The 22930-nt window shown below is 63.8% G+C and carries 17 protein-coding genes; 9 read left to right on the top strand and 8 right to left on the bottom strand.

The window, feature by feature from the left end; genetic code table 11:
- Positions 1 to 398 precede the first annotated feature (398 nt).
- The 7 genes from LGH83_RS19195 to LGH83_RS19165 all read left to right on the top strand — a co-directional run bounded on the left by LGH83_RS19195 (position 399) and on the right by LGH83_RS19165 (position 12656).
- Positions 399 to 596: a hypothetical protein gene (locus tag LGH83_RS19195; RefSeq protein WP_227400008.1), complete on the top strand. Its 198-nt coding sequence runs from the start codon at positions 399 to 401 to the stop codon at positions 594 to 596.
- 244 nt (positions 597 to 840) lie between these two features.
- On the top strand, positions 841 to 2283 hold the full coding sequence (locus LGH83_RS19190; protein ID WP_227400007.1) for a hypothetical protein: 1443 nt from the start codon (positions 841 to 843) through the stop codon (positions 2281 to 2283).
- A 242-nt stretch (positions 2284 to 2525) separates the two neighbouring features.
- Positions 2526 to 2729 (top strand): hypothetical protein, encoded by a 204-nt coding sequence (locus LGH83_RS19185; RefSeq protein ID WP_227400006.1) that lies wholly within the window; start codon positions 2526 to 2528, stop codon positions 2727 to 2729.
- Between the two features lie 130 nt (positions 2730 to 2859).
- Positions 2860 to 3753, top strand: coding sequence for a hypothetical protein (locus tag LGH83_RS19180; RefSeq protein WP_227400005.1), 894 nt, complete (start codon positions 2860 to 2862; stop codon positions 3751 to 3753).
- A complete protein-coding gene (locus LGH83_RS19175) occupies positions 3753 to 5705 on the top strand; it encodes a flagellar biosynthesis protein FlhA (RefSeq protein ID WP_227400004.1) in 1953 nt (650 codons plus the stop codon). The genes LGH83_RS19180 and LGH83_RS19175 overlap by 1 nt, the downstream gene beginning before the upstream one ends.
- 55 nt (positions 5706 to 5760) lie before the next feature.
- Positions 5761 to 8958: a type III effector HrpK domain-containing protein gene (locus tag LGH83_RS19170; protein WP_227400003.1), complete on the top strand. Its 3198-nt coding sequence runs from the start codon at positions 5761 to 5763 to the stop codon at positions 8956 to 8958.
- Between the two features lie 53 nt (positions 8959 to 9011).
- Complete coding sequence (locus tag LGH83_RS19165) at positions 9012 to 12656, top strand: type III effector HrpK domain-containing protein (RefSeq protein ID WP_227400002.1); 3645 nt, start codon at positions 9012 to 9014, stop codon at positions 12654 to 12656.
- A 52-nt stretch (positions 12657 to 12708) separates the two neighbouring features.
- Here the strand turns inward: LGH83_RS19165 and LGH83_RS19160 are convergent, their stop codons facing one another.
- Positions 12709 to 13074 (bottom strand): hypothetical protein, encoded by a 366-nt coding sequence (locus LGH83_RS19160; RefSeq protein WP_227400001.1) that lies wholly within the window; start codon positions 13072 to 13074, stop codon positions 12709 to 12711.
- A gap of 107 nt (positions 13075 to 13181) precedes the next feature.
- Positions 13182 to 14483: a PQQ-dependent sugar dehydrogenase gene (locus LGH83_RS19155; RefSeq protein WP_227400000.1), complete on the bottom strand. Its 1302-nt coding sequence runs from the start codon at positions 14481 to 14483 to the stop codon at positions 13182 to 13184.
- Positions 14484 to 14704: 221 nt separating this feature from the next.
- Here LGH83_RS19155 and LGH83_RS19150 point away from each other — a divergent pair, with 221 nt between their 5' ends.
- Both LGH83_RS19150 and LGH83_RS19145 read left to right on the top strand, forming a co-directional pair.
- Complete coding sequence (locus LGH83_RS19150) at positions 14705 to 15556, top strand: amidohydrolase family protein (protein ID WP_227399999.1); 852 nt, start codon at positions 14705 to 14707, stop codon at positions 15554 to 15556.
- Positions 15557 to 15758: 202 nt separating this feature from the next.
- Entirely contained in the window at positions 15759 to 16712 is a 954-nt protein-coding gene (locus LGH83_RS19145) for a LysR family transcriptional regulator (RefSeq protein ID WP_227399998.1), read from the top strand.
- Positions 16713 to 16742: 30 nt separating this feature from the next.
- Here LGH83_RS19145 and LGH83_RS19140 read toward each other — a convergent pair whose 3' ends face one another.
- The 6 genes from LGH83_RS19140 to LGH83_RS19115 are packed head-to-tail and all read right to left on the bottom strand — an operon-like array spanning position 16743 to position 22917.
- Entirely contained in the window at positions 16743 to 17840 is a 1098-nt protein-coding gene (locus tag LGH83_RS19140) for a class II histone deacetylase (RefSeq protein ID WP_227399997.1), read from the bottom strand.
- A 37-nt stretch (positions 17841 to 17877) separates the two neighbouring features.
- A complete protein-coding gene (locus LGH83_RS19135; protein WP_227399996.1) occupies positions 17878 to 19458 on the bottom strand; it encodes a GMC family oxidoreductase in 1581 nt (526 codons plus the stop codon).
- Positions 19451 to 20521: a branched-chain amino acid ABC transporter permease gene (locus LGH83_RS19130; protein ID WP_227399995.1), complete on the bottom strand. Its 1071-nt coding sequence runs from the start codon at positions 20519 to 20521 to the stop codon at positions 19451 to 19453. The genes LGH83_RS19135 and LGH83_RS19130 overlap by 8 nt, the downstream gene beginning before the upstream one ends.
- Positions 20518 to 21408 (bottom strand): branched-chain amino acid ABC transporter permease, encoded by an 891-nt coding sequence (locus LGH83_RS19125; RefSeq protein WP_227399994.1) that lies wholly within the window; start codon positions 21406 to 21408, stop codon positions 20518 to 20520. The genes LGH83_RS19130 and LGH83_RS19125 overlap by 4 nt, the downstream gene beginning before the upstream one ends.
- A 2-nt stretch (positions 21409 to 21410) precedes the next feature.
- Positions 21411 to 22130, bottom strand: a complete 720-nt coding sequence (locus LGH83_RS19120; RefSeq protein WP_227399993.1) for an ABC transporter ATP-binding protein — start codon at positions 22128 to 22130, stop codon at positions 21411 to 21413.
- The gene (locus tag LGH83_RS19115) at positions 22123 to 22917 is read right to left on the bottom strand and encodes an ABC transporter ATP-binding protein (protein WP_131195930.1); all 795 of its coding nucleotides are present in this window, start codon (positions 22915 to 22917) and stop codon (positions 22123 to 22125) included. Before LGH83_RS19115 ends, LGH83_RS19120 begins: the two co-directional genes overlap by 8 nt.
- Positions 22918 to 22930: the final 13 nt, after the last annotated feature.

Genomic DNA, 22930 nt, shown 5'->3' with positions numbered 1-22930 from the left:
AACGAAACATGATTCGCGTTGAACTTTCCGATATTGTGGATTGACGACCGGTTTGCGAATTTGTATCAATCTATCGGCCAATCGACCTGTGGCTCGGTCGTTTTTTTTTGGATTTGTTCTACCTATCGACGGAACAAAGGTTCGGAAAAATCATTGAGTGAGCGCGCTGCATCCTTGCTGCGCATCAGACCTCCAATCGAAAAGGAGCGGTGCCGCTTCTTTTCTGCAGATCACCACTCGCCGGACCGAGTCCGGCGGGGAGAACAGCCGAGTTGTCGCATGTCGGGTCACACCGCTGATCGCTGAGCTGAAAGGCCTCGTCAGCGGCGTGGTTTCTTGAGCTTGCGGCATTCGAACCTGTGTCGGGCCCTGCGACCCGCACCACAAGGGAGCTTTACATGACGGGCGTTACCCCAGTCGGACAATCGACGAGCACGGCCGCAACGGATCCGGGTACCGATCAAGCAACGGCCGACATGCAACAAGCATTCGCCGAAGGTATCGTCAAATTCATGGGCACTGTCTTACAGAGCACACAAGCGGACATCACCGAAGCCATCAATGACAATACCAGCAATCCCGACGCACCGGGCTAGACAATTTCACTGAAAACGGTCTCCTTGCTTGGTCTGGAACGAATTCTTGCATTGAGGATAGCGTTACGACGCGTCCAGGGCAGAACGGCGGCTTCGCCGCTTGATGCAGAGCCGGTTTGTTGAAACCGATCGACCCCATGTTTCCACGCCAGATTGTCGGCGTGATCGACCTTTTCGACGTCTCTGGAGAACCAAGATGGCAAATACTGTGGGATCGACTTTACCTGGTGGAGGAAATTCTTCCATGCCGGGCGCCGATACGACATCGCATGCCGCAGATTTCAACGTCGCGGCCTCGGCTGGACTGCAGGTCCATGGCAACGAAATCGACACCGGTCGCTATATCATCACTGGATCGACCAGCTATCGAAGCCCCACGAGCGGCGGCAATGCCAATGACGGCATGGTCAAGATCTTCGACACGACCAACAACAGTTTCGTGGAAGTCTATGGCGACCCTCACATCTATACGAGCGCCGGGGACCGAGCCAATTTCCAGCATGACGGCCTGACCATCAAGCTCTCCGATGGTACTGAGGTCCAGTTCAAGCAAACGGCCGAAGTCAACGGCGTATCTTATATCGATCAGGTTGCGGTCACCAAAGACAACCAAACCGTCATTCAATCCGGCTTTCACGACGGAAGCGCGAGTGTGAAGACTGGCTCCGTACAACAGGGCGGTCCGAGTTCCGCGCAGGGTTTCAACGACGTCAGCGACACGGTGCTTCATGTCGGCAATGCCGGAAGCCTCGACACGTTAGTCAATGCGATGGGGTCGCAGCTCAACAGCAAGACCTACGAGAATTCCGTCGACGGCATGGGTGGCGGCTACGCTGAATTCGGCTCCAATGCCGGCACGAAGGCGATCGATCAATACAGCAAGGCGATGGCTGATCACACCGGAACCGGCAACGGCCCGAATGCGGCCGACGAGCCGAAGGGCTCCGCCTCTACGATTCCTTCGGTGAAAGATGCGACACCGACCGCCGACGCCGCTCCCGCAAATGCCGGCGGTACCGATCTCACGTCGCTGATCAAGCAGCTCATTTCGTTGCTTCAGCAGCAAGTGCCGACCTCGGCTCCCGCAAGCGGAGAGGCCAAGCCGACGACCGGCGCCGCGGCATCCCCGGCCACGACGACGCCGGCTGGCGGCCAGGACGATCTCACGTCGCTGATCCAGCAACTCATCTCCCTGCTTGAAAAATCGTCGGGCGGCACAACTGCGGCGTCCAGCGCCGATGAAGCCGGCTTGATCAAGCAATTGATCACGCTGCTTCAGCAAACGCCCGCAGCAACAGGCGCCAGCGCGACCGGCGCGCCGGCCGACGAAGCGTCGCTGATCAAGCAGTTGATCACCCTGCTGCAGCCGCAAGGCGCTGGTGTTGGTGGTGAGACGCAATATGCGGTCACCCCGAAGACCAATCCGGGCGAGGGCATCAGCCAGACCGAGGTCGACCAGATGCTGGCCGTCTCGAACGGCACCGGCCCCGAAGTGCGGTTGACGGGCGGCGCCGGCGCCGACCAAGCGGTGCCGACCTCCTATAACCCGGCCATGGGCATCTCGGGCGCGCAGATCAACGCGATGCTGGCGCATGCCAACGGCCAGGGCCCAGAGGTGAATTTCGCGGATTACGACAAGGCTGCCGCGACTTACTCGAACAGCCAGACCGACCAGAACCAAGCGTAAGCCGCTCGGACACCGCAAGGGTTCTGCAAGTTTCAGCACGGGGACCGGCGACGCGAGCTCCGCCTCGCCTGACCCCTGTGCACCATGAATACTCCCGCGATGGGCCCAGACCCTACGGATCCCGCCGCCGGGAGGCGAGACGACCAAACGGTCGTTGAAGACGGATCGATCTCGAACGAGGCGCTCCGACACTGGCCTGAACGCGTTCGGGTCGATCACGAACCATCATCAGGAGAATCATCATGGCAAGCAGCAGCGTTGGCGGTAACGGCGCAACCGATAGCTCGGGCGCGCTTCAGTCGGGTTCGACTTCGGTCGATGCCGAAATCCAGCAGATGAACGACGCGTTCGCTCTGGCGACCGAGACCAACATGAAGATCACGGTCGCCAAGACGATCGACGGCGCGGAAGAAACTGCCGCTCAGCAGCGCCCGAACATCGGCTGATTTCGCTGGGGCGCCGCCTCGCGCTTGGCGTGGGATGGCACTCCACCGATCGACACCATTCGAGGGGCCGGCCAGCCGGCCCCTCTCCCGTCGCGCATTGGCGGCCGACTTGACCCAAAGGGATAACGCCATGGCTCCCCAAGCCACCCCGTCCACTGCCTTGCTGGTCGAGAGCGGCGTCCATCGGACAGCGCGGTCTGCGCTGTCCCATGGATGCAACCGGATCGGCTCGTCCGCCGACAACGATATCGTCATCTCCGACCTGCCGCCGGGTGGAACCGCCTTTTTGCTGACCTGTGAGAATGGCCGAACCACCATCGAGGCACGCGACGCAACCGTCGATCTCTCCGGACGGAAGGTACTTCAGGCGGGTCGGTCCCGGCGTCTACCGCCGGGCGCAAGCTTCACCAGCTGCGGCGTCTCGTTTCGTCTCGACGGCAGCGCGCTCGCTTTACCGGCGCGCCAAAGGGCCTCGCTTGTGGCCAATCACCTTCCGGCATTCGTCATCGGCGTTCTCTGCACCGGCATGCTGAGCTTGGTGGCCTCTCTCAACGCCGCCCCAGCGTTACATCCGGTCGAGCGATCGATAGAGACGACCGGCAGCATTCCCGCGGCTCGTCCCGTCATCCTGCCCGAGGTCTCGGCCGTGGTCGACGCCTTCCGCCAGAAGCTCGCAACGACCGGCCTCGAAGCCGTGACGCTCAAAGCCGAACCCGATGGCTCGATCGAAGCGCGCGGGCAGATCACGCCGCAACAGGCTGGCGCATGGCATGAGGCCAGCCGTTGGTTCGACGGCGCGGCAGGCGGAGTGACCGTCTTGGTCGATCAGGTTTCGGTCGCCTCCGATCCGCCGCCGTTGACGGTGCAAGCCGTCTGGCCGGGTCGCAACCCCTATGTGATCGATGGCAGTGGCGGCAAGCTCTTCATCGGCGCAATCCTGCCGAGCGGTTGGGTCGTTAGCGCCATCGATGCGACGCGCGTCACGATCAAGCGCGGCGACCAGATCACCGCAGTGCGGTTCTGATGGCGATGCCAGCTTGGCTCAACGGCTTTCTGTCTCGCCTCGCAGCGCGTCAGGAACTCGCACTGGTCGCCCTGCTGGTGCTGACCATGGCCATGATGATCATGCCGGTGCCGACCGCAATGGCGGATGTGCTGATCGCGGCCAATATCGGGCTCTCGCTGCTGCTCATGATGGTGGCGATCCACATCACGGCGCCAGTCGAGTTCTCGACCCTTCCATCGATCATTCTCATCACGACCGCATTCCGTCTGTCGCTGTCGATCACGACGAGCCGGATGGTCCTCGTCCAGGGCGACGCGGGCGAGATCATCCGAACCTTCGGCGAGTTTCTGATCGCCGGCAATGTCGTGGTCGGGCTGGTGGTCTATCTCATCATCACGATCGTGCAATTCGTGGTCATCACCAAAGGCAGCGAGCGCGTCGCCGAGGTCGCGGCCCGTTTCACGCTCGACGCCCTGCCCGGCAAGCAGATCAGTATCGATACCGATCTGAAAAACGGCGATATCGATCAGAAGGATGCGCGTCAGCGGCGGCGAACGCTCGAGAAGGAAAGCCAACTGTACGGCGCCATGGATGGCGCGATGAAATTCGTCAAAGGCGACGCCATCGCCAGTCTCGTCATCATCGTGGTCAATCTGATCGGCGGCATGGCGATCGGTTGCCTGCAACGCGGCATGTCGTTTCCACAGGCTGTGCAGACCTATTCGCTGCTGGCCGTGGGCGACGGACTGATCGCGCAGATCCCGGCCCTGCTGATCTCCTTGACGGCGGGCGTCATCGTGACCCGGGTGACGTCGGATTCGGGCAGCAATCTCGGGCGGGACATCATGTCCCAACTCACCGGACATCCGCGCACGCTGCAGATTTCGGCGCTTGTGCTCGCGGCCCTCGCGATGGTCCCGGGATTTCCCACGGCCGTCTTTCTCACCTTGGCCATCCTTCTCGGCGCCGCGGGGTGGGCGCTGGCCGGCAGAGCGAAAACACAAGCGCGAGAGTTCGAGGTGGCGCGAGGATCGGCCGAGCGGGCCGGCCCGGAAGCGGCGGCGCTCACGGTTCGGCTCGGCCCCGCGTGGCAGGCGTCCCGCGACGATCTGACGGAACAGCTCGATCTCGCCCGGCTCGATCTCGGTCGCGTGTTGGGCATCCGTGTGCCGCGTCTCACGGTCATGCTCGACGAGACATCGCCGGCAGCAACGTGGCGGCTGGAGGTCGATGGGCTGCCGTCGGGGGACGGCAACGTCGCGCATCTCGCAGATCTGGTGCCAGCGGTTCGGGCGGCGCTCGGCCGCGTCGCCGGACAATTCATCGGCATCCAGGAGAGCCAAGCGCTCCTGACGAGCCTCGAACCGAATTATGTCGACCTCGTCCGCGAAGCCACCAAAGCCGCGCCCCTGCCGCGTCTCGCCGAGGTGCTCCGGCGCCTGCTCGATGAACAGGTCTCGATCGCCAATTTGCGGAGCTTGCTGGAAGCGGTGGCCGAATGGGGCCCGCGCGAAACCAACACAGCGGTGTTGGCCGAGCACGTCCGGATCGCGTTACGACGGCAGATCTGCTTTGCGCTCGCCGGCCCGGATAAGGTGCTCCCGGTCGTGCTGCTCGAAGCGCAATTGGACGATGCGTGCCGGGCCGGCATTCAAGCGACCCCTGTCGGCCTGCAACTCATCCTCGACCCAGCCGCGAGCGAGCGCTTGCTCACCGTGTTGCGACAGATGACAGCACAGCGGCTCGCGTCGCGCGCTCGACCCGCCATGCTGGTGTCAGCCGATCTCCGTCGCCACCTTCGCGCACTGCTGCATCGCAGCGGCGTCGATCTGCCCGTGCTGACGCATGGCGAACTCGCACCCGATTTCCGTCTCGATGTCGTCGGCACCATCCGGCACGCCCAGGTGATGGCGCCCTCCGTGGCTCGGAGTGGTCGTGAGACCCCGCATCTCGTCGCGGTGAACGGATGACGATGCAGCCACGCCCGTCCGCTTGCCTCAAACGTCAGACCAGAAGGATCGAGCCATGACGACGATCACGAGTGACGCGACCTCGCGCGGGCGGCCGAATGGCGGATCGGGTAGCCAGGTTGATCTGCCGCGCCTGTTCGAGGCCGCCTTGTCGGATCGAGCAAATATACGGATCGGTCTTGTTGAGCCGATGCCGCTCCCGCGACCGAAGCTCCCGGCCCCGGCGGCCCCTCAAGCGGGCTCGCCCCTCGATCAAGCCGAGCAACTCTCGGCCAATTGGGACACGTGGGGCCTGCATCAGGGGGTCGATTTCGCCAATCCGCCTTCGACGCTGCCGCAAAACGCGCAAGACACGCTCAAGTTCTTCGCGGCAAACCCCACGCTATTCTCGGCGATCGTCCAGGATGCCGGCGGCAAGCCGGGCGACGTGATGACCAAGTCGGCGCTCGACACGTTCATCTCGGATGCGAAGAGTGATGCCGCGACGGCTCTCAAGGCGATGCCCGCCGGAACGCCGACGACCGAGACGTTGACCAACGTCAATGCGCTGCTGACCAATTGGCACGCTTGGGGCCTTCATTCGGTGACCCAGATGAACAATCCGCCGGCCGACCTGCCGGCCGATGCAAAAGCCACCCTCAGCTTCATCACCTCCAACCCATCGCTGATGTCGCAACTCGGCAATGGGACCGGCACCGGCGTGATCACGGAGGCCGATGTCGCTTCCTACCTCACCCAAGCCTCGGCCGACGCGTCGAGCGGTGCGCCTCCGGAGTTCGGACCGACCGACTCGATCGACACGCTGCTCGACGGATCGAAATATTCCACGGCCGATCAACTGAAGCTTTGGGACGGCCTCACGACCGGCATGGATCCGACGACCGCCGCCCAAACCGAAAAGGAGCTGAACCGGCCGCTCGCCGCAGCACAGCTTCTCTCGGACAATTGGAACCGCTGGGGACTGCACACCGACCATATCGACTTTGCCAATCCGCCCGATTCCGTGCCGCCGGAAGGCCGCGAGATCCTGCAATATATCGCCCAAAACCCGGCGCTCGAGACAGCCCTCGACGTGGGCAACTCGGGCGGCAGCAAGGCCGACGGGATCATTCAGCACGACGACGTCGATCGGTTTATCGCCGATGCCAAGGGCAGTGCGACGAACGCCAGCAACGCCTATGCGGATTACGTCAAGAAAAACCCCGACGCCGGTGACCTCTCGAAATCGATGGTTCGCTCGGCCGCGATCGTGTCGGCGAACCAGCAAATCATCCAGAATGCCGATCCATCGCATCCCAATGGTACGACCGACGAGACGCGGAACGACGGGTTGGTGACATCCGCGGGCCTCGCCGCCCTCTCGGCAAGCAATCCCGGCCTCAGCGCGTCGCTCGGCAGCGCCGCAAAGCTGTGGTCGCAACCCGGCATGTTCAACCAGTTCGACATGTCTGGCGACGACCCGGCCATCAACCAGGCAGACGGCACGTTCGATGCGGGCAATATCCAGAATTGGATCAGCAAGTCGGCTCCGACGAACGATCAGCAGTTCACCGCGATCCTAAGCGATGCCGCCAACCGCACCATGGTGGCGGGCGTCGACACCTCCTCCCTGGGTCCGGACGTGTTCGCCAACCCGAGCCACTACACCGGCGCGCAGAAAGCCGCCGTGCTGCAGAAGCTGACCGATCTCGACAGCAAGATCACGCTCGGGAACAAGGAGGATTATTGGGACGAACCCTTGATGGAGAACAAGGGCATCAACCCCAATATCGACAAGGTTCAGACCGATCTCGGCGAGCGGATCGCGCAGCTCTCGGCCGATCCCGACGTCCAAAAATTCATCTCGGACAACCAGACCACATCCCTTCAGACCATCGTCGACAGCGACCCTGACCTCAAGGGCACGATGCAGACGTTCTACGACGGCAACCTGCAAAACGGCCAAGGGTTGACGGATGCCCTGGCGGCCAAGGGGAGTGACGGTAAGCCACTCTCGACCGAGAATGGCCTGCAGGCCTTCATCGGCGAAGCTGGTGTGTTCTCGAAGGCCCTCGGCACCGACGGCAAAGCGACCACGGGGCTCGACCTGCAGCAGATCGCGCAGAAGTCCGGTCAGCAGGACAAGCTGCAACAGGCCTACGAGACCGACATTCTGTCGGGCAAGGAATTGTCCGACTCGATCGCAAGCGGAACCGACATCGGTACGGCGGTCCGGCAATATACCTCGGATGCGGCGGCCTTCGGCAGCACGCTTCCGACGCAATATGTCGCCGACAACGCTGCGAAGCTGCAGCAGACCTTCTCCGATACGCTGACCACCTCCCTGTTCGGCAGCACCACGCAGACCGAGCTCAACACCGCCTTCGCCGATGCCTCCGGCAATCTCGATACGGCAAAATTGAATGACGTCATGACCCAGGTCGTGGCTCAGAATCCGGACGCCTTCAAGGATAGCGCCGGCAATGCGATCCCGCCCGACAAGATCGTCTCGGCGTTCGGTTCCGTTTTCAACGAGGTGCGGCAGGGCGCCAAATTGCAGGATGCACTCGCCAAACTCAGCGATACGAAAGCCACCGGCCCGCTCGCCGACGCCTACAACAAGGGACTGCTGCATGGTGTCAGCGCTCTCTTCTCCGCCGGAGCGCTCGCCGCCAAGGGTGTCGAGGGTGGCAGTTCACCGACGGTCCCCGCGGCGCTGATCGCGGGCAGCTTTCAGGTCATGGGCGGCTTGATGGAGGCCGGATCGAAATATGCGAAATCGACCGGAGCCCTGCCGAACATCCTCGATTCAGACGCGCTGAAAGTCATCGAAGGCGCCGGTAAGGCGATCGGCGGGGCCGGTGGCATCATCGCTGGCGCGCTCGGCATCTTCAGCGGTGTCCAATCCTTGAAAAACGGCGATCAAGTCGGCGGCGGCATCGGGATCGCCGGTGGCATCACGGGCACCTGGAGCGGTGTTCTCGGGCTGCTCGAAGGGGGGATCGCGCTCGGAGACACCTTCGGGATCGCGATCGGCGCCGATGCCGCTGCGCTGGCCGCGACCTCGGCGACGCTCGGCATCATCGGCGCCGGCGTCGGGATCCTCGGCCTGCTGGGGCTCGGTATCTACGCCCTGGTCGAGCAATCGAAACACACCTTCGCGTTCACCGACCAAACGGCGGCCGACCTAAACCAATGGGGCATCACCGGCGGTCCGGTGCAGCCCGGTGACACGACTCCCCTGCCCATGGTCGCACCAGGCACCGGACAATAGGCCCAATGCTGTCCCCTCTCTTGCACAGTCGTCGAAGCGAAATGGAGCTCCTCATGTCGTCCGTATCAACCATGTCGAACCCGAGCCACTCACCGATCGCCTCCGAGACGGACGATCAGCCAACCGCGACGCTGCTGACGATCGATAACGCGACACCTCCGTCAAACTGCCTTGCGGCCGCAGCCTCGACCGCCCGGACCGATGCCGACGAAATCGTGTTTCTCGGACCCGTGGCTGAGACGGTTTCGGCTGGCCATGTGGTGCTTCGCGACCTGCGCAGCGGCGGCGTTCGCGAGCCGGATGTGGGCTTCGACGAGATCGAGACGCTATCGGTCGACGATTATGCCGAACGACATGGCCTGACGGTGCTCTGCGCCGTGCCGGCCGCTACCATCCATCGCTTGCTGGCAATGAAACCGTCGCAGCGGGCGGCGGCTCTTCCCCAGCTGGGCGCGCCGCTTGCGGGCCTTGGCCATTTCGCCTTCGGAGGCGTCGCCCCGGTCCGCGGCCAGGCGCAATCGAGCCCGTCGGTCGGGGACAACGACGTGCATTCGTGGCTGGACGCTCTCGGCAATTCGGTCACCGATGACGACAAGAAGGGTCTCGCTCAGACCGGCGACGACGCGGCCACGCTGAAGAGCTGGTTTGACTCGCATAAACGGGGCGATCCGGCGATCAACGCCATGCCGCAGAACGTCTCCGATGCGGAAAATCGGCTGTTCGCCAACGATGCGGTCGCCAAGCAGCTCACCGACAAAGGCGTTGTGACGCGCGACAAGATCGGCGATTTTCTGCACCGGCTCGACGATGCGGCAAAATCGGCCAAGAGCGACTTCGAGTCTTTTGAGAAGCACAGCAAGAACCTCGACCCCTCCGCGACATCGCAGGCGGCGCTGACCTCGGTGCTTCAGGCCAACTTGCCCATTCTCGACGACGCGGGAAGCAGCAACGCGAAAGTCGACGGCAAGATCAACGCCGACGATCTCAAAGCGATCGAGTCGGACGATAAAGACTCGAAGGCCCCGGGCCTGCCGGATGTGTTGAAGAACGCGGCCATCCAATATAGTTTGGATCCGGGCAAGTTCAGCAGCTTGGCCAATGCGGGCGGCGCCAGCAAAGACGGCACGATCAGCAACAGCAACTTTAAAGCGCTGCTCTCCGGCCAGGTTGGCTTCTCGGCTCAGAACAGCCATGTCCACGACTGGCTGAACAGCCTCGGCGGCGCGGTATCGGACAGCGACAAGGCGTCCCTGGCGCAAATCGGCGACGACGCCGCAACCTTGCAGAACTGGTTCGGCGCCCATGATCGCGGCGATCCCAAACTCAACGACATGCCCCAGAATGTGGCCGATGCCCAGAGCCGCCTCATGGCCAATGACGCCGTCGCGAAACGGCTGACGGTCGACGGCACGATCACGCGCGATGCGGTCGGCGGCTTCGTGAGCGACCTCAACAAGTCGGCGGATTCGGCGAAAAGCAGCTTTGCGGCGTTCAAGAAAGACGATCCGAAAGCCGACGCGATCGCCACCGAGAAAGCCGTGAACGGCTCGATTCTCGAGGCTAACATGCCGGTTCTCGATGCCGCCGGGAGCGGCGCCGCCAAGGTCGACAGCAAGTTCAACGCCGACGACTTGAAGGCCGTGGCCTCGGGCGACAGCGATTCCAAACTGCCCGATGCGCTGAAACATGCGGCAACCTTCTTTGGCAATGCCGGGGAGTTCACTGCGCTCGGCAATGCGGGTCTCGACGCAAGCACACTCAGCGACGGCACGATCCAGAACAGCAACCTCGACGCCCTGATCGGCAAGGGCGGCAGCAAAAACGAGGATGACAGCATCTCGAGCCTGAAAAGCGACGCGATGCAGCAGGCCGTGAAAGATGCGGGCGGCGACGCGAGCAAGCTGAACCCGGATTATTTCACGGGAGCATCGAGCAGCGCCAGCGGCGCCGATAAAGCTGCGGCGCTGATCCAGCTCAGCCAGACGATCGGTCGGTACAATGCGGGCGAGAACCAGTTCCAGACCGACAAGGGCCCCAACGTCCTCGACAGCCCCGATCAATATCACAACTACTATGATGGCCCGACGCCGGGCGAGACGCGCAGCGATTTCATCAAAGACGTTCAGAGCCGAATCGATACGCTCGGCAAAGACACGGACGTGCAATCCTTCATGACCGACAAGATGCCGGCCGCCTTGCAGGGCCTCGTTTCCAGCGATCCATCGCTGAAAGCCGCCATGCAGAAACAGTCGGATGCCGATTCGAGCACACAAGCGCTGCAGGATGCCTTCGCGCAGAAGGACAGCCACGGTAATCCGCTGAGCACCACTGCCGCGCTCGGCAGCTTTCTCGCTAAACCCAGCTTCTACGCACAAGCGCTGAACACGACGACGGATCTCTCAAAGGCTTTGGCGGCCGCTCCGCAGGACATCAAGGACAAGATCACGCAGGGCTATGCCGACATCACCTCGGGCAAGCAGATCGATGACCTGATCGCATCCGGCACCCCTTCGGATAAGGCGATCATCCAGTCGGCCACCGACAAGACCGTTTACGACAGCGTCCTCGACGCGGACACGGTGCAGGCCGGAACCGATAAATTCAACGACAAGGCGACATCGCTGGCGCGCGCCCAATTGACCGACGGCAAGTCCGGTGAGGACATGTTGAAGGGTCTCGGCGTCACCGGTGTGGATGATCCGAAGCTTCAGCAGCTCGTTCAAAACAACCTCGGCACCCTTGCGACAGCCGGCAAAGACCAACCGCCAGCAGCCGAAATCATCGCAGCAATCCGGCAAATCAACGACGCGATGCGCAGCGGATTGAAGTTCGATGACGCGATGGCCAAGGTGCAGAAGGGATGGACACCCGTCGCCTCCTCGTCGACCACAACCCCCGCCTACAAGGCGGGCGTGTTCCACGGCGCGTCTGCGCTTTTGCTGGCCGGGGCCATGGGGGCACGGCTCGGGACCGGCGGCGGCTCCGATCTGCAGACCGCCAACCAGTCGCTCGGCGTGGCCGGTTTGCTGACAGAGGGGGGCGGCAAATATTATGGCACGACCCTCAAGGGCCTGCAGGATGTCGTGAAGAACGACGCGCCGAACCTGAAGAACCTGCAAGCCCTGAGTGAACTGCCGGGCTTCACGCCCGAGCAGCAGGCCCAACTCGCCGAATATCAGGGGCGTGCCGATAACTTGAAAACGCTGACGACCGTCGGCAAAGATGCGGAAAACATCGGAAAATCGATCGGCGGCGTCGCAGGCAATGCCCTCGGGCTCGCACTCGGCGCGATTGGGGCCAAGCAGGCGGCGGATGCGGGCGACATCGGCGGCGCGGCCGCTCAGGGCATTTTCGCCGGGCTGAACGGCATCAGTTCGATCGCCGGCATCGGTGAAGTTGCCACTTACGTCCTGCCGCGCGTCGGCGCTCTCGCCGCGACCGAATCCATAGCCGCCCTCGGCGGTGTGTTTGGCGCGATCGGCGGGGTCGTCGGCGGTGTGGCAGCGATCGGCGGCCTGATCTACGCCATCGTGAAGAGCATTCAGGCGGATGACAAGAAAGCCCAGCAGGAAGGCGATTGGTACAAGGAGTTGCAGGACGGCTTCAAGCCGTCGGGCATCACCGTACCGGATCTCGGAACGCTGATCGCGGCGCCGAACGGCTACGTTCCGGACTCACCCCCGCCGGTCAACTACTGATCGCAGATCGGGCCGGGCCATCATGGCTCGTCGGTCCAAGCCGTGGCGGCCGTCACATGCCGCGACGGCTCCTGTGCATCGCATCCGCGGCTTTCAGGGCGATCGCGAGAGCCTCTTCGCGGGCTCGGGCAATCTCCCGTTCGCGAATGTCCGGACCAGAACCCGCCCAAGCGGTTCGCATCGCCTGGGCATGTTTTTCACACGATGCCACGGATGCCTTCGCGATCTCGTGAGCCTCTGTGGCCGGTGTCGGGAACCGCATGGCGGCATAGAACGCGCATGATTTGTAAGCGGCTTCGAGCCCAGCCGCATCGGCGGCACGGGCGGCATCAGACAGTCCAGCTAGCATCATGATGACCGCGACGGCCCAAGCGCCACGCTCGAGCCAGCGGATCGTCGATTGATCGTCCTGTCGCAATCGGTACCTCACTCGACGGTTCAGCATCGTGTCCGGCGCGACAGATGACGCAAGGCGGCGCGGTTGTGAAGCCATGGCGAGGTGGCAGTGGCGCCGTCTGATCGCGATCAGGCGGCCGTCACGCGCCAGATTACATCGCCCACGTCGTCCGCGACCAACAGGCAGTTGTCCGGTCCGATCGTGACGCCGACCGGGCGGCCGTAAGACACTTTTTCATCGGGCGCGAGAAAACCGGAGAGGATGTCACGCGGGGGTTCGCCGGTCGGCTTGCCGTCGGCAAATGGGACGAACACCACTTTGTAGCCGCTGAGCTTGCTGCGGTTCCAAGAGCCGTGTTGGCCGATCACCATGCCGTCGCCGAAGCCGGGAAGGATGCCGGCCGGAAGCCAGCAGAGGCCGAGCGAAGCCGTGTGACCGCCCAACGCATAATCCGGCGTGATTGCGGTGGCGACGGCGGCCGCGTCCTGCGTGACCCGGTCATCGACCGTCTTGCCCCAATAGCAATAGGGCCAGCCGTAGAAGCCCCCGTCCTTCACCGACGTGAGATAATCCGGCGGCGTTTCGTCGCCAAGGCCGTCGCGCTCGTTCACCACCGTCCAGAGCGCGCCCGTTTCCGGCTGCCAAGCCAGGCCGACAGGGTTACGGAGCCCGGTGGCGAACATCCGGCTTTGTCCCGTCGCACGATCGAGTTCGTAGATGGCGGCTCTCCCCTCCTCGGCCACCAGACCCTCGTCGGCGATGTTGCTGAGGGAGCCGACCCCGATATAAAGCCGCGTCCCATCTGGGCTTGCCAAGATGCTTCGTGTCCAGTGGCCGCCCGACTTGAACGTCGTCAGCCTTCGCCCTGGCCCCGCAATACGGGTCTGCCCGTCCGCATAAGGGAAGGCCATGACGCCATCGGTATTGCCGACGTAGAGCGTGTCGTCCAACATCGCCATGCCGAACGGCTGGGCCTGATTGTCCAGGAAGACCTCGCGGGTTTCCGCCACGCCGTCACCATCCCGATCGCGCAACAATGTGATCCGGTTCGGGCTGGTCCCGACGGCGGCGGCCCGCTTCATCGTGCTATACATCGCGTAATCGAACGCGGTCTTGATTTTGCCGGCGTCGCCGAGAGCCTCGGACGCAAGCACATCGCCGTTCGGCAGCACGTGAATCCAACGCGGGTGCTTCAGCCCCGGCGCAAAGGCATTGACCTTCAGCCCAGGCGCGGCGACCGGCACGTGGCCCAGCGCCCACCCCCGCGCGGTCGGCATCTTGAGGGTTGGAATGCCCTGCGGCTTGGCGAGCGGGATCGCTGGTGCATGGCCGAGGGCCGGCACATCGACGCTCCCCTCCATGCGCCGGAGCAGGATCGCACCGGCGCCGATCAAAGCGACAATCCGAGCAAAGATATCCGACAAACCCATCACGATGGTTTCCTCAAAGGCGCGACGACAGCGAACCAACACGACAGCGGTCCGTCGATCGATCGCCGAACCAATAGCCGAAAGGCTCCTGAACGCACGCGGTAAGTTCCACAATGGGCGTCACAATGGTTCGACATCGAAACGCTTCAGCAAGTGGAAACCACTGCGCGAAATCAGCTAGTCTAGCTGAAGCGTCCGGCCTCCTACATCGATGGAACACCATGATCGACAGTCATCAGCATTTTTGGCGCCTGTCGCGCGGCGATTATGGGTGGATGGGCGCGCATGTCGCGCCGCTAATGCGCGACTTCATGCCGGCCGATCTCGCGCCGTTGATGGCCGCGACCGGCATGACCCGGACGATCGTGGTGCAGGCGGCCGCAACCATCGCCGAAACCGACTTCCTGCTCGGCCTCGCCCAAGACACCGATTTCGTTGTGGGCGTGGTCGGGTGGCTCGACATGGACAGCGACGACTTCGCCGAACACCTGGCTCACTATGCCGGTCAGCCGAAATGGGTGGGCCTTAGACCCATGCTCCAGGATGATCCGGACGATGCCTTCATCCTGCGTCCGCGCGTCCTTCGCAATCTCGCACGTGTCGCGGAGGCCGGTGTCGCGTTCGACATTCTGAGCTTCACGCGGCACCTGCCGCATATCTGCGAGGCGCTGGCCCGCACACCTGGGCTGAAAGCCGTGGTGGATCACGTCTCGAAACCTCAGATCGCGGCTGGCCTGCTCGATCCCTGGCGCGACCAACTCGCAGCCGTCGCAGCCTTCCCAAACGTCTCCTGCAAGCTGTCGGGCCTCGTGACCGAAGCCTCCCCGGGCGCTTGGACTCTCGATGAGCTTCGTCCCTACGTCGACCATGCAGTGGCCTGTTTCGGGCCGGACCGGCTCATGTTCGGCAGCGACTGGCCGGTTTGCACGTTGGCGGCAAGCTATGCCGAGGTTGTCGAGGCGGCCCACGACCTGCTGGCCCCCCACTTTGGGCCGGAGGATCTCGACAAAGTCTTTAAGACGAATGCCGAGCGGTTCTACCTCGGCCGGTCGGATGTTTCGGGCTGCGACTAGCCGCTTTCGGTCGATTGCGCGGCAGCTGATGCGCCAGCCTCATTGCCGGTCGCTTTGGAATGCGACATCATTGCGACATGTCCTTTCCGGTTGTCGTGTTCAGCGAAAGTCCGCATCGGCTCGGGCTCCGGGTCTTGCAACCGTTTGGCATCCCCGATCGCAACGTCGGTCAAGCGGTGATCCGGCCGCGCAGGGGCAAACCTTGAGCATCTCGCTTCGGCAGATCGCCTATGTCTGCGCGGTCGCCGATTGCGGATCCATTCAGGCGGCCTCCCGGCGGCTCCGCATTTCGGCGTCTTCGATCCTGGCCGCCATCGAAAGCGCGGAATTCAGCCTCGGCGCACGGATTTTCGACCGGCGCCGGTCGAGCGGCATCAAGACGACGCCGGGCGGCGAGCGTTTCGTGGCGGCCGGGCGTTCTCTACTGGCCGCCGAGACGGACTTTCAGCGCAAAATCGGCGTGCTACAGTCGCAGACGCAATCCATCCGGATCGGTTGTTTCGAGCCCTTCGGCGCCCTCTTCATGACGGAGGGGATCGTTCGATTTCGGGACATCGTCGGGCGGACGGATGTCGCCTTGTTCGAAGGAGATCAAACCCAGCTTGCGGATTGGCTCGATCGCGGCATCGTCGATATCGTGATCTCCTACGATATCGGGCCAAAGTTCAACGCTCACATCACACCGATCTGCCGCGTGCCGGCGCATGTCATGCTGCCGACGGGACATCCGCTTGCGGAGGCCGAGAGCCTGTCGATCGACGATCTCGCGACCTATCCGCTGGTGCTGCTCGATTTGCCGTTGACGGTGAGCTATCTCCTGTCGCTCTACGATCTCCACGGGATCAAACCGACCGTCGGCTTTCGCTCACGCTCCTACGAGACGGTCCGAAGCGCGGTATCGGCCGGGTTCGGGCTCGCGATTCTCAATATGCGGCCGATCACCCGCAGCAATATGGATAATGCGAGCGTCATCCGGGTGCCGCTCAGCGATCCGCTCCCAGCCCCGACACTGCAAATCGCCGATCTCTACGGCCCCATGAAACCCGCTCACATCAAAGCCTTGGTCGACGTGTTCGTCTCGTTGTTCCGGGACAGCGACCCGGCCCATTTTGCCGTGGTGACGCCAGAGCGGCGGCACCTCATCTTCGATGTCTAGCGCCCTGTCCTGTGATCGACGACCGCGCGTTCAGAGCCGGTCCAACAGCGCCTCAGCGCGGGTGATGGCGGCCTCTTGATGCGGCAGCAGCTCCTGGCCAGGATAGTCACAGAAGCTGACCATGAAGGGGTCATAGATCGGGGTCTTGATGCCGCTCATGGCCTCCATGACCGCAAGCCCGCAATAGGGCACGTAGCTCGCCGAATAGCCGCCCTCATGCGACATCGCGAGGCGACCGTCACAGAGCGTTTGAGCAGCCTCCATCAGCCGGCCGGTCAGCGCCCGGTAGGCCTCGCTATGCAGCATCATGCGCCCGAGCGGATCGAGAGCCGAGGCGTCGAACCCCGAGCAGACCACGATCATCTCCGGCCGAAACCGCGCCAGGGCCGGCAGCACCACGCGGTCGAAGGCCGCAAAGTAGCCGCCCACGCCGGTGCCGGCCGGGAGTGGCACGTTGATGTTGAAGCCCTCCCCCTGGCCTTCGCCGCGTTCGCCAAGGGTTCCCGAACCGAGCGGGAAAAGGCCATCCTGGTGCAGTGAGATCACCAGGGTGTCGGGGTCGTCGTAGAAGGCCTGCTGCGTGCCGTTGCCATGATGCACGTCCCAGTCGATCACGGCGATGCGGCCGAGACCATGATTGGCACGCGCCTTCATGATGGCGATCGGCACATTGCCAAAGAGACAGAAGCCGAGGCCGCGGTCGCGCTCGGCATGGTGGCCGGGTGGGCGAACCAGAGCGTAGCCGTTGGTCACCTTCCCGCTCACGACGGCATCGAGCAAGGCCGTCGTTCCACCCACCGCGAGGCGGGCAATGTCAAAGCTGCCCGGGCCGAAGGGCGTGAGGTGGCTCGCGTCGCCGCCCCGCGCGGCGCTCATCGCCTTGATGCGTTCGATGTAATCCCGGCCATGGAACAAGGCGAGATCGTCCTCGTCGATCGGCACGGACGCGACGGTGGTCAGGTGCTCCAACAGACCCGACACCTCCATGAGGTTGCGAAACCGCCGTTTGGTCGACGCGTTCTCGGCATGATCGCCCGGTTCGATCGTCAGACCCGGCGGGAAGAACGTCGCGGCATTGCCGGTGTCGTGCCACAGATAGAGTTCATGGAAGTTCCAGCCTGTCGCCATCCGCCTGTCCCTCTTCGTTTCGACCCTCTCGGGACAGTCAGCTCAAGATCATCTGCGCGGCGCGCTCGGCGATCATGATGGTCGGCGCATTGATGTTGCTCGACACCATCTTGGGGATGACGGAGGCGTCGGCGATCCGCAGACCTTCGAGCCCGCGCACCTTCATGCTGAAGGGATCGACGACCGCCATCGGGTCGGTTCCCATCCGGCAGGTGCTCGAGGGATGATAGAGCGTGGTGCAATGGCCTCGGATGTAATGTCCGATCGCTTCGTCGCTCTCACATTCGACGCTGGGCGGCAACTCGCCCGCCAGGATCTCGGCAAGCGGTGATTGGGCAGCGATGCGCCGACTGATCCGCACACCCTCCACCATGGTCGACAGATCGGTGCCGCTCGGGTCGCTGACGAAGTAGCGCGGATCGATCATCGGGGCTTGTATCGGGTCGTCCGATCGCAGTCGGATCTCACCGCGGCTGTTGGGGCGTTGCAGCGTCGAGTGGAACGTGATGCCCGAGCCGGAATGCAGAAAGCGGGCATAGTCGCGATGGCTGCTCGCCGCCCCGTAGAGCTGAAGATCCGGCTCGACGTCGGGCCGGCTCTTGACGTGGCCGCCGGCCGCGACCCAAGCCGAGGTCCGCAGTCCGGTGCGGTTCTCCTGCCAGGACTTAAGCGAGCTGTCCCAATCATCGGCCGTCAAAGCGCCGATCCCGATCTCCTGATTGGCCGCGAAGGTGATCGGGATATTGATGTGATCTTGCAGGTTCTTGCCGACGCCCGGCAGGTCGTGAAGGGGGTCGACCCCGACCTGTCGCAGTTCGTCGGCGGGCCCGATCCCGGACAGAAGCAGAAGGTGGCAGGAGCCGATCGCGCCGGAGGTCAGCACCACCTCAGAGCTCGCGTAGACCGTGTTCAATCGCGCCTTGTCGAGATATTCGACCCCCACGGCGCGGCCCTTCTCGACAAGGATGCGCGTGACCGTGACGCCGGTCTTTACGGTCAAGTTGGGCCGGTCGAGAACTGGCCGCAGATAGGCCTTTCCGGTCCCCCAGCGCTCGCCGTTGCGGATCGTGAACTGGAAAAAGCCGACGCCTTCCTGGTCGGGGCCGTTGAAATCGGTGTTGAGCGGGTAACCGGCCGCCTGCGCGGCTTCCAGCCAGAGGCGCTCACCGCGATCGACATAAGCGACATCGCTGATATGGAGCGGTCCGCCGACGCCGTGCAGCGGATCGTTGCCGAGGCGCTGATTATCCTCGCAGGCTTTGAACACCGGCAGCACATCCTGCCATGCCCAGTTCGGGCAGCCGAGTTTGGCCCAGCCATCATAATCCGACGGCAGGCCGCGCATGTAGATCATGGCGTTGAGCGCGCCGGATCCGCCGATCATCTTGCCGCGCGGCCAGAAGATGCGGCGGCCGCGGCAACCCGCCTGCGGTTCGGTATGAAAGCCCCAATCGGACGAGGTGTTGAACATCGTCACCCAATCGGAGGGGATGTCGGAGGCGAGTGGCGCGCCGCCGCCGGCTTCCAGCACCAGCACGTTGCGGCCGGGGTCCGCACTCAGGCGATTGGCCATCACACAGCCGGACGAGCCGGCCCCGAGGATGATCGTGTCATACATGGCCAGTCTCCGTGACGGGGGTGGATGATCGCATCCGGCGATCGCGCAACCAGCGGCGAGCATCGCCGAGGCGTCCGAGCAGCCCATTGGGCATCAGCACGATCGAGGCCGCGATGATGAGACCGAGACCCAAGGTGCGGAACTCGCCCGCTTCTCGCATCCCTTCGTCGGCGACCATCAGCACCAGCGTGCCGACGAGCGGCCCCCAGAAGCTGCCGACCCCGCCCACCACCGTGGCCGCAATGATGAAGAGCAACTGCGAGAGCGACAGGATACCGGGGCTGATGGCTTGGAAATGCACCGCGTAAAAGCCACCCGCGAGCCCGGTGAAGAAGGCCGACAGGCCGAACACGAAAAGCTGCGCCTGAAACCGGTTGACGCCGCGCGCGACCGCATAGCCGGGATTGTCCTTGAGGGCGCGAAATGCGAGGCCGATCGGGCTGGCGATGATCGCATAGGTGCAAGCCATGGTGACCGCGAAGAGCAGGCCGATGATGGCGTAATTGCCGACGAGATACCGGCTTTTCAGCCAGGCGCGGGTGCCGAACTCCCCGAACCGGGCGAAGCCCACGGCACCGCCGGTAAATTGGCGGCACGCCGAGCCGACCATGCGGAAACAATCCGTATCGGTGACGATCAGCACGTAGAGGGCCTGCGCGATCGCGAGCGTCAGCAGGGCGACATAAACACCCGACAGCCGCAGGCAAGCGAGGCCGATGATGAGGCTGAACAAGGCAGCGCCGAGAGCACCGAGCGGGATCGCGACCCAGATGCCGAGCCCGAAATACACGCAGAGCATGGCGGTGACGTAACCGCCAAACCCGAAGATCGCCATCTGGGCCAACGAAAAGACGCCGGAATAGCCGAACAGCAGATTCCATTGCGACGCCACCGTGGACAGGAACAGCATCAGGATGATCTGACCGAGAATGTAGCGGCTCTCGACCACGAAGGGCACCGCCACGAGCGCCGCGATGACGACAAGCGCCATGACGATGTCGCCGACCGGAAGCGCGCTCCGACCCTCCCGCCGCGAGGGGGCGATTGTGGCGTTCCGGCTCATAGCCGCCTCGTCTGGACACGGCCGAACAAGCCCGAGGGACGCCAGATCAACACCACGATGACGAGCAGCAGCAAGACCGGGAAGCCCCAACGCGCGCCCGCACCGAATTGCACGAAGGCTTCGACCAGGGCCAGCACGAAGGCCGAGACGACCGCGCCTGGAAGATTGCCGAGGCCGGCCACCACGCACATGATGAACGCCTTCAGCATGGGGTCGCCGCCGAGCGGTGGGCTGAGTTGGGTGATCGAACTCACCAGGACGCCGCAGACGCCAGCCAGCAGCCCCGACAGCATCAGCACCTGGAGGTAGACGCGACCCGTCGGCACGCCCATCAGTTGAGCCGCCTCACGGTTCTGCGCCGTAGCCCGGATCGCCCGACCCATGCGGGTGCGCGCCAGGAGCCAGGCGACGATGCCCATCATGACCAGCGACACGCCGACGATGGCGACGTTCTGAACCGGGATCTCCGACACACCGATCCGGATGAGGCCATCCATGACGACCGGCTGGCGGAGGGGCTGGCCGCCATAGACATGCAGGATTGCGTTTTCGAGCGCGATCCCGATGCCGACGGTGGCGATCAGGACGTTGGTCTCGAAGGTGGCGGCCGGCTGACGAAGGAGTTGGCGCACCACGGTACCGTAGAGCACGGCGCCTGCCGCGACCCCGACCAGGATCGCGCCGACGAAGCCGAAGGGCGCCGGCAAACCAAGGGTCGTCACGGTCGAATAGGCCGCATAACCGCCCAGCGCCAGCAAGGCGCCATGCGCCATGTTCAGCATCCCCATCGAACCCCAGACCAAGGCCAGGCCGATGGTTGCGAGGGCATAGATGGCGCCATTGGTCAGCCCCGCCGTGAGGATCGCGATCAGCGTACTCAGGCCCATGCTCAGCCCCCCAAATAGGTTGCGAGAAGTTCGTCGCGGGCCATGAGATCGTCCGGCAGTCCCGACCAGACGAACCGGCCGTTGTCGAGGAGATGGATGCGGTCGGCCAGTCCAATCACGCGCGCCGGGTTTTCCTCCACCAGCAGGATCGAGCGGCCCGACGCCTTCAGATCGGCGATGACCGCATAGATCTGTTCGATGACGAGGGGCGCCAACCCGAGCGAAGGCTCGTCGATCAACATCACGCGGCCGCCCATCATCAAGCCACGGCCAATCCCGACCATGCGCCGCTCGCCCCCCGACAGGGTCGAGGCCAGTTGCCGACGTCTTTCGGCGAGCTTGGGAAGCCGGACGAAGACCTCATGGAGGCGCTCGGCGATGACCTGGCGGTCGCGTTCGGCATAGGCCCCCATCTGCAGATTTTCTTCGACGCTCATCTGCGGAAACAGCATGTCGCCCTGCGGGACGTGGGCGACGCCCCGCGCAGCGATGATGTCCGCCCGCAATCCGCCGAGCGAGGCGCCGTCGAGCGTGATCTCGCCCTGACGGAGACCCACCAGTCCGGAAATGGTCTTGAGCAGGGTCGTCTTGCCGTGCCCGTTCGGCCCCACGACCGTGATCAGGTGTCCGGCCTCGACCACGAGCGATAGACCATTGAGAACAGGAGGACCGGCATAACCGGCCACCACATCGGTGAGCGTCAGGGCGGGCCGATCAGCCATCGACGCGCTGCTCCGCGAAGAAGCGCTTGAGGCGCCGGGTCGCGCCCGCTCCGAGATAGGTTTCGACCACCACGGGATCGTCCGCCACCGCGTCCGGTCGTCCCTCGAAGATGATCTGGCCATGGTGCATGATCATGACGCGGGTCGACAGTTGCAGCAGGAAGCGCATCACATGCTCGATCAACACGATCGTGATTCCCTGCGCCCGCAGGATCTGCACCAGCGCCATGATCGTATCGATCTCACCCGCCGTCAGGCCGCCGACAGGCTCGTCGAGAAAGATCATCCGCGGCGCGGTCGCGACCGCACCCGCGATCATCAGCAGCTTACGGTCGAGAACCGGCAGTTGCGCCACGACGACATCGGCCTTGTCGGCGAGACCGACGAGGTCGAGCGCCGCCCAGGCGGCAGCGCGCGTCTGGGCACTGAGCCGGAACCCCGGCAGCCGGCGCGGTGCGCGGCCGAAATGGGCCGCTACCTGCACGTTTTCCAGCACCGTCATGCCGTCGAAGGCAGCGTTGAGCTGGAAGGTTCGAGCGATACCGGCTTGGCAGATCACGTCGGCCCCGAGGCCGGTGATTTCCCGATCGCCGAAAAACACCCGACCGGCCGTCGCGGGCGTGAGGCCCGTCACGATGTCGAAGAACGTCGTCTTGCCGGCCCCATTGGGACCACCGATGCCCAGCACCTCGCCCTCCTCGACCAGCAGCGATACGCCGTCGACAGCTTTCAAGGAGCCGAAATGACGACTGACGCCGTCGCAGGTCAGGAGCGCTGAAGCGGCCATCGGGGGTCCCGGC

Origin of the sequence: Lichenihabitans sp. PAMC28606 (assembly GCF_020616535.1) — a bacterium.
Classification (GTDB): domain Bacteria; phylum Pseudomonadota; class Alphaproteobacteria; order Rhizobiales; family Beijerinckiaceae; genus Lichenihabitans; species Lichenihabitans psoromatis.
Note: the sequence above shows the minus strand (reverse complement) of the source record. Positions and strands in the feature narration are given on the sequence as shown.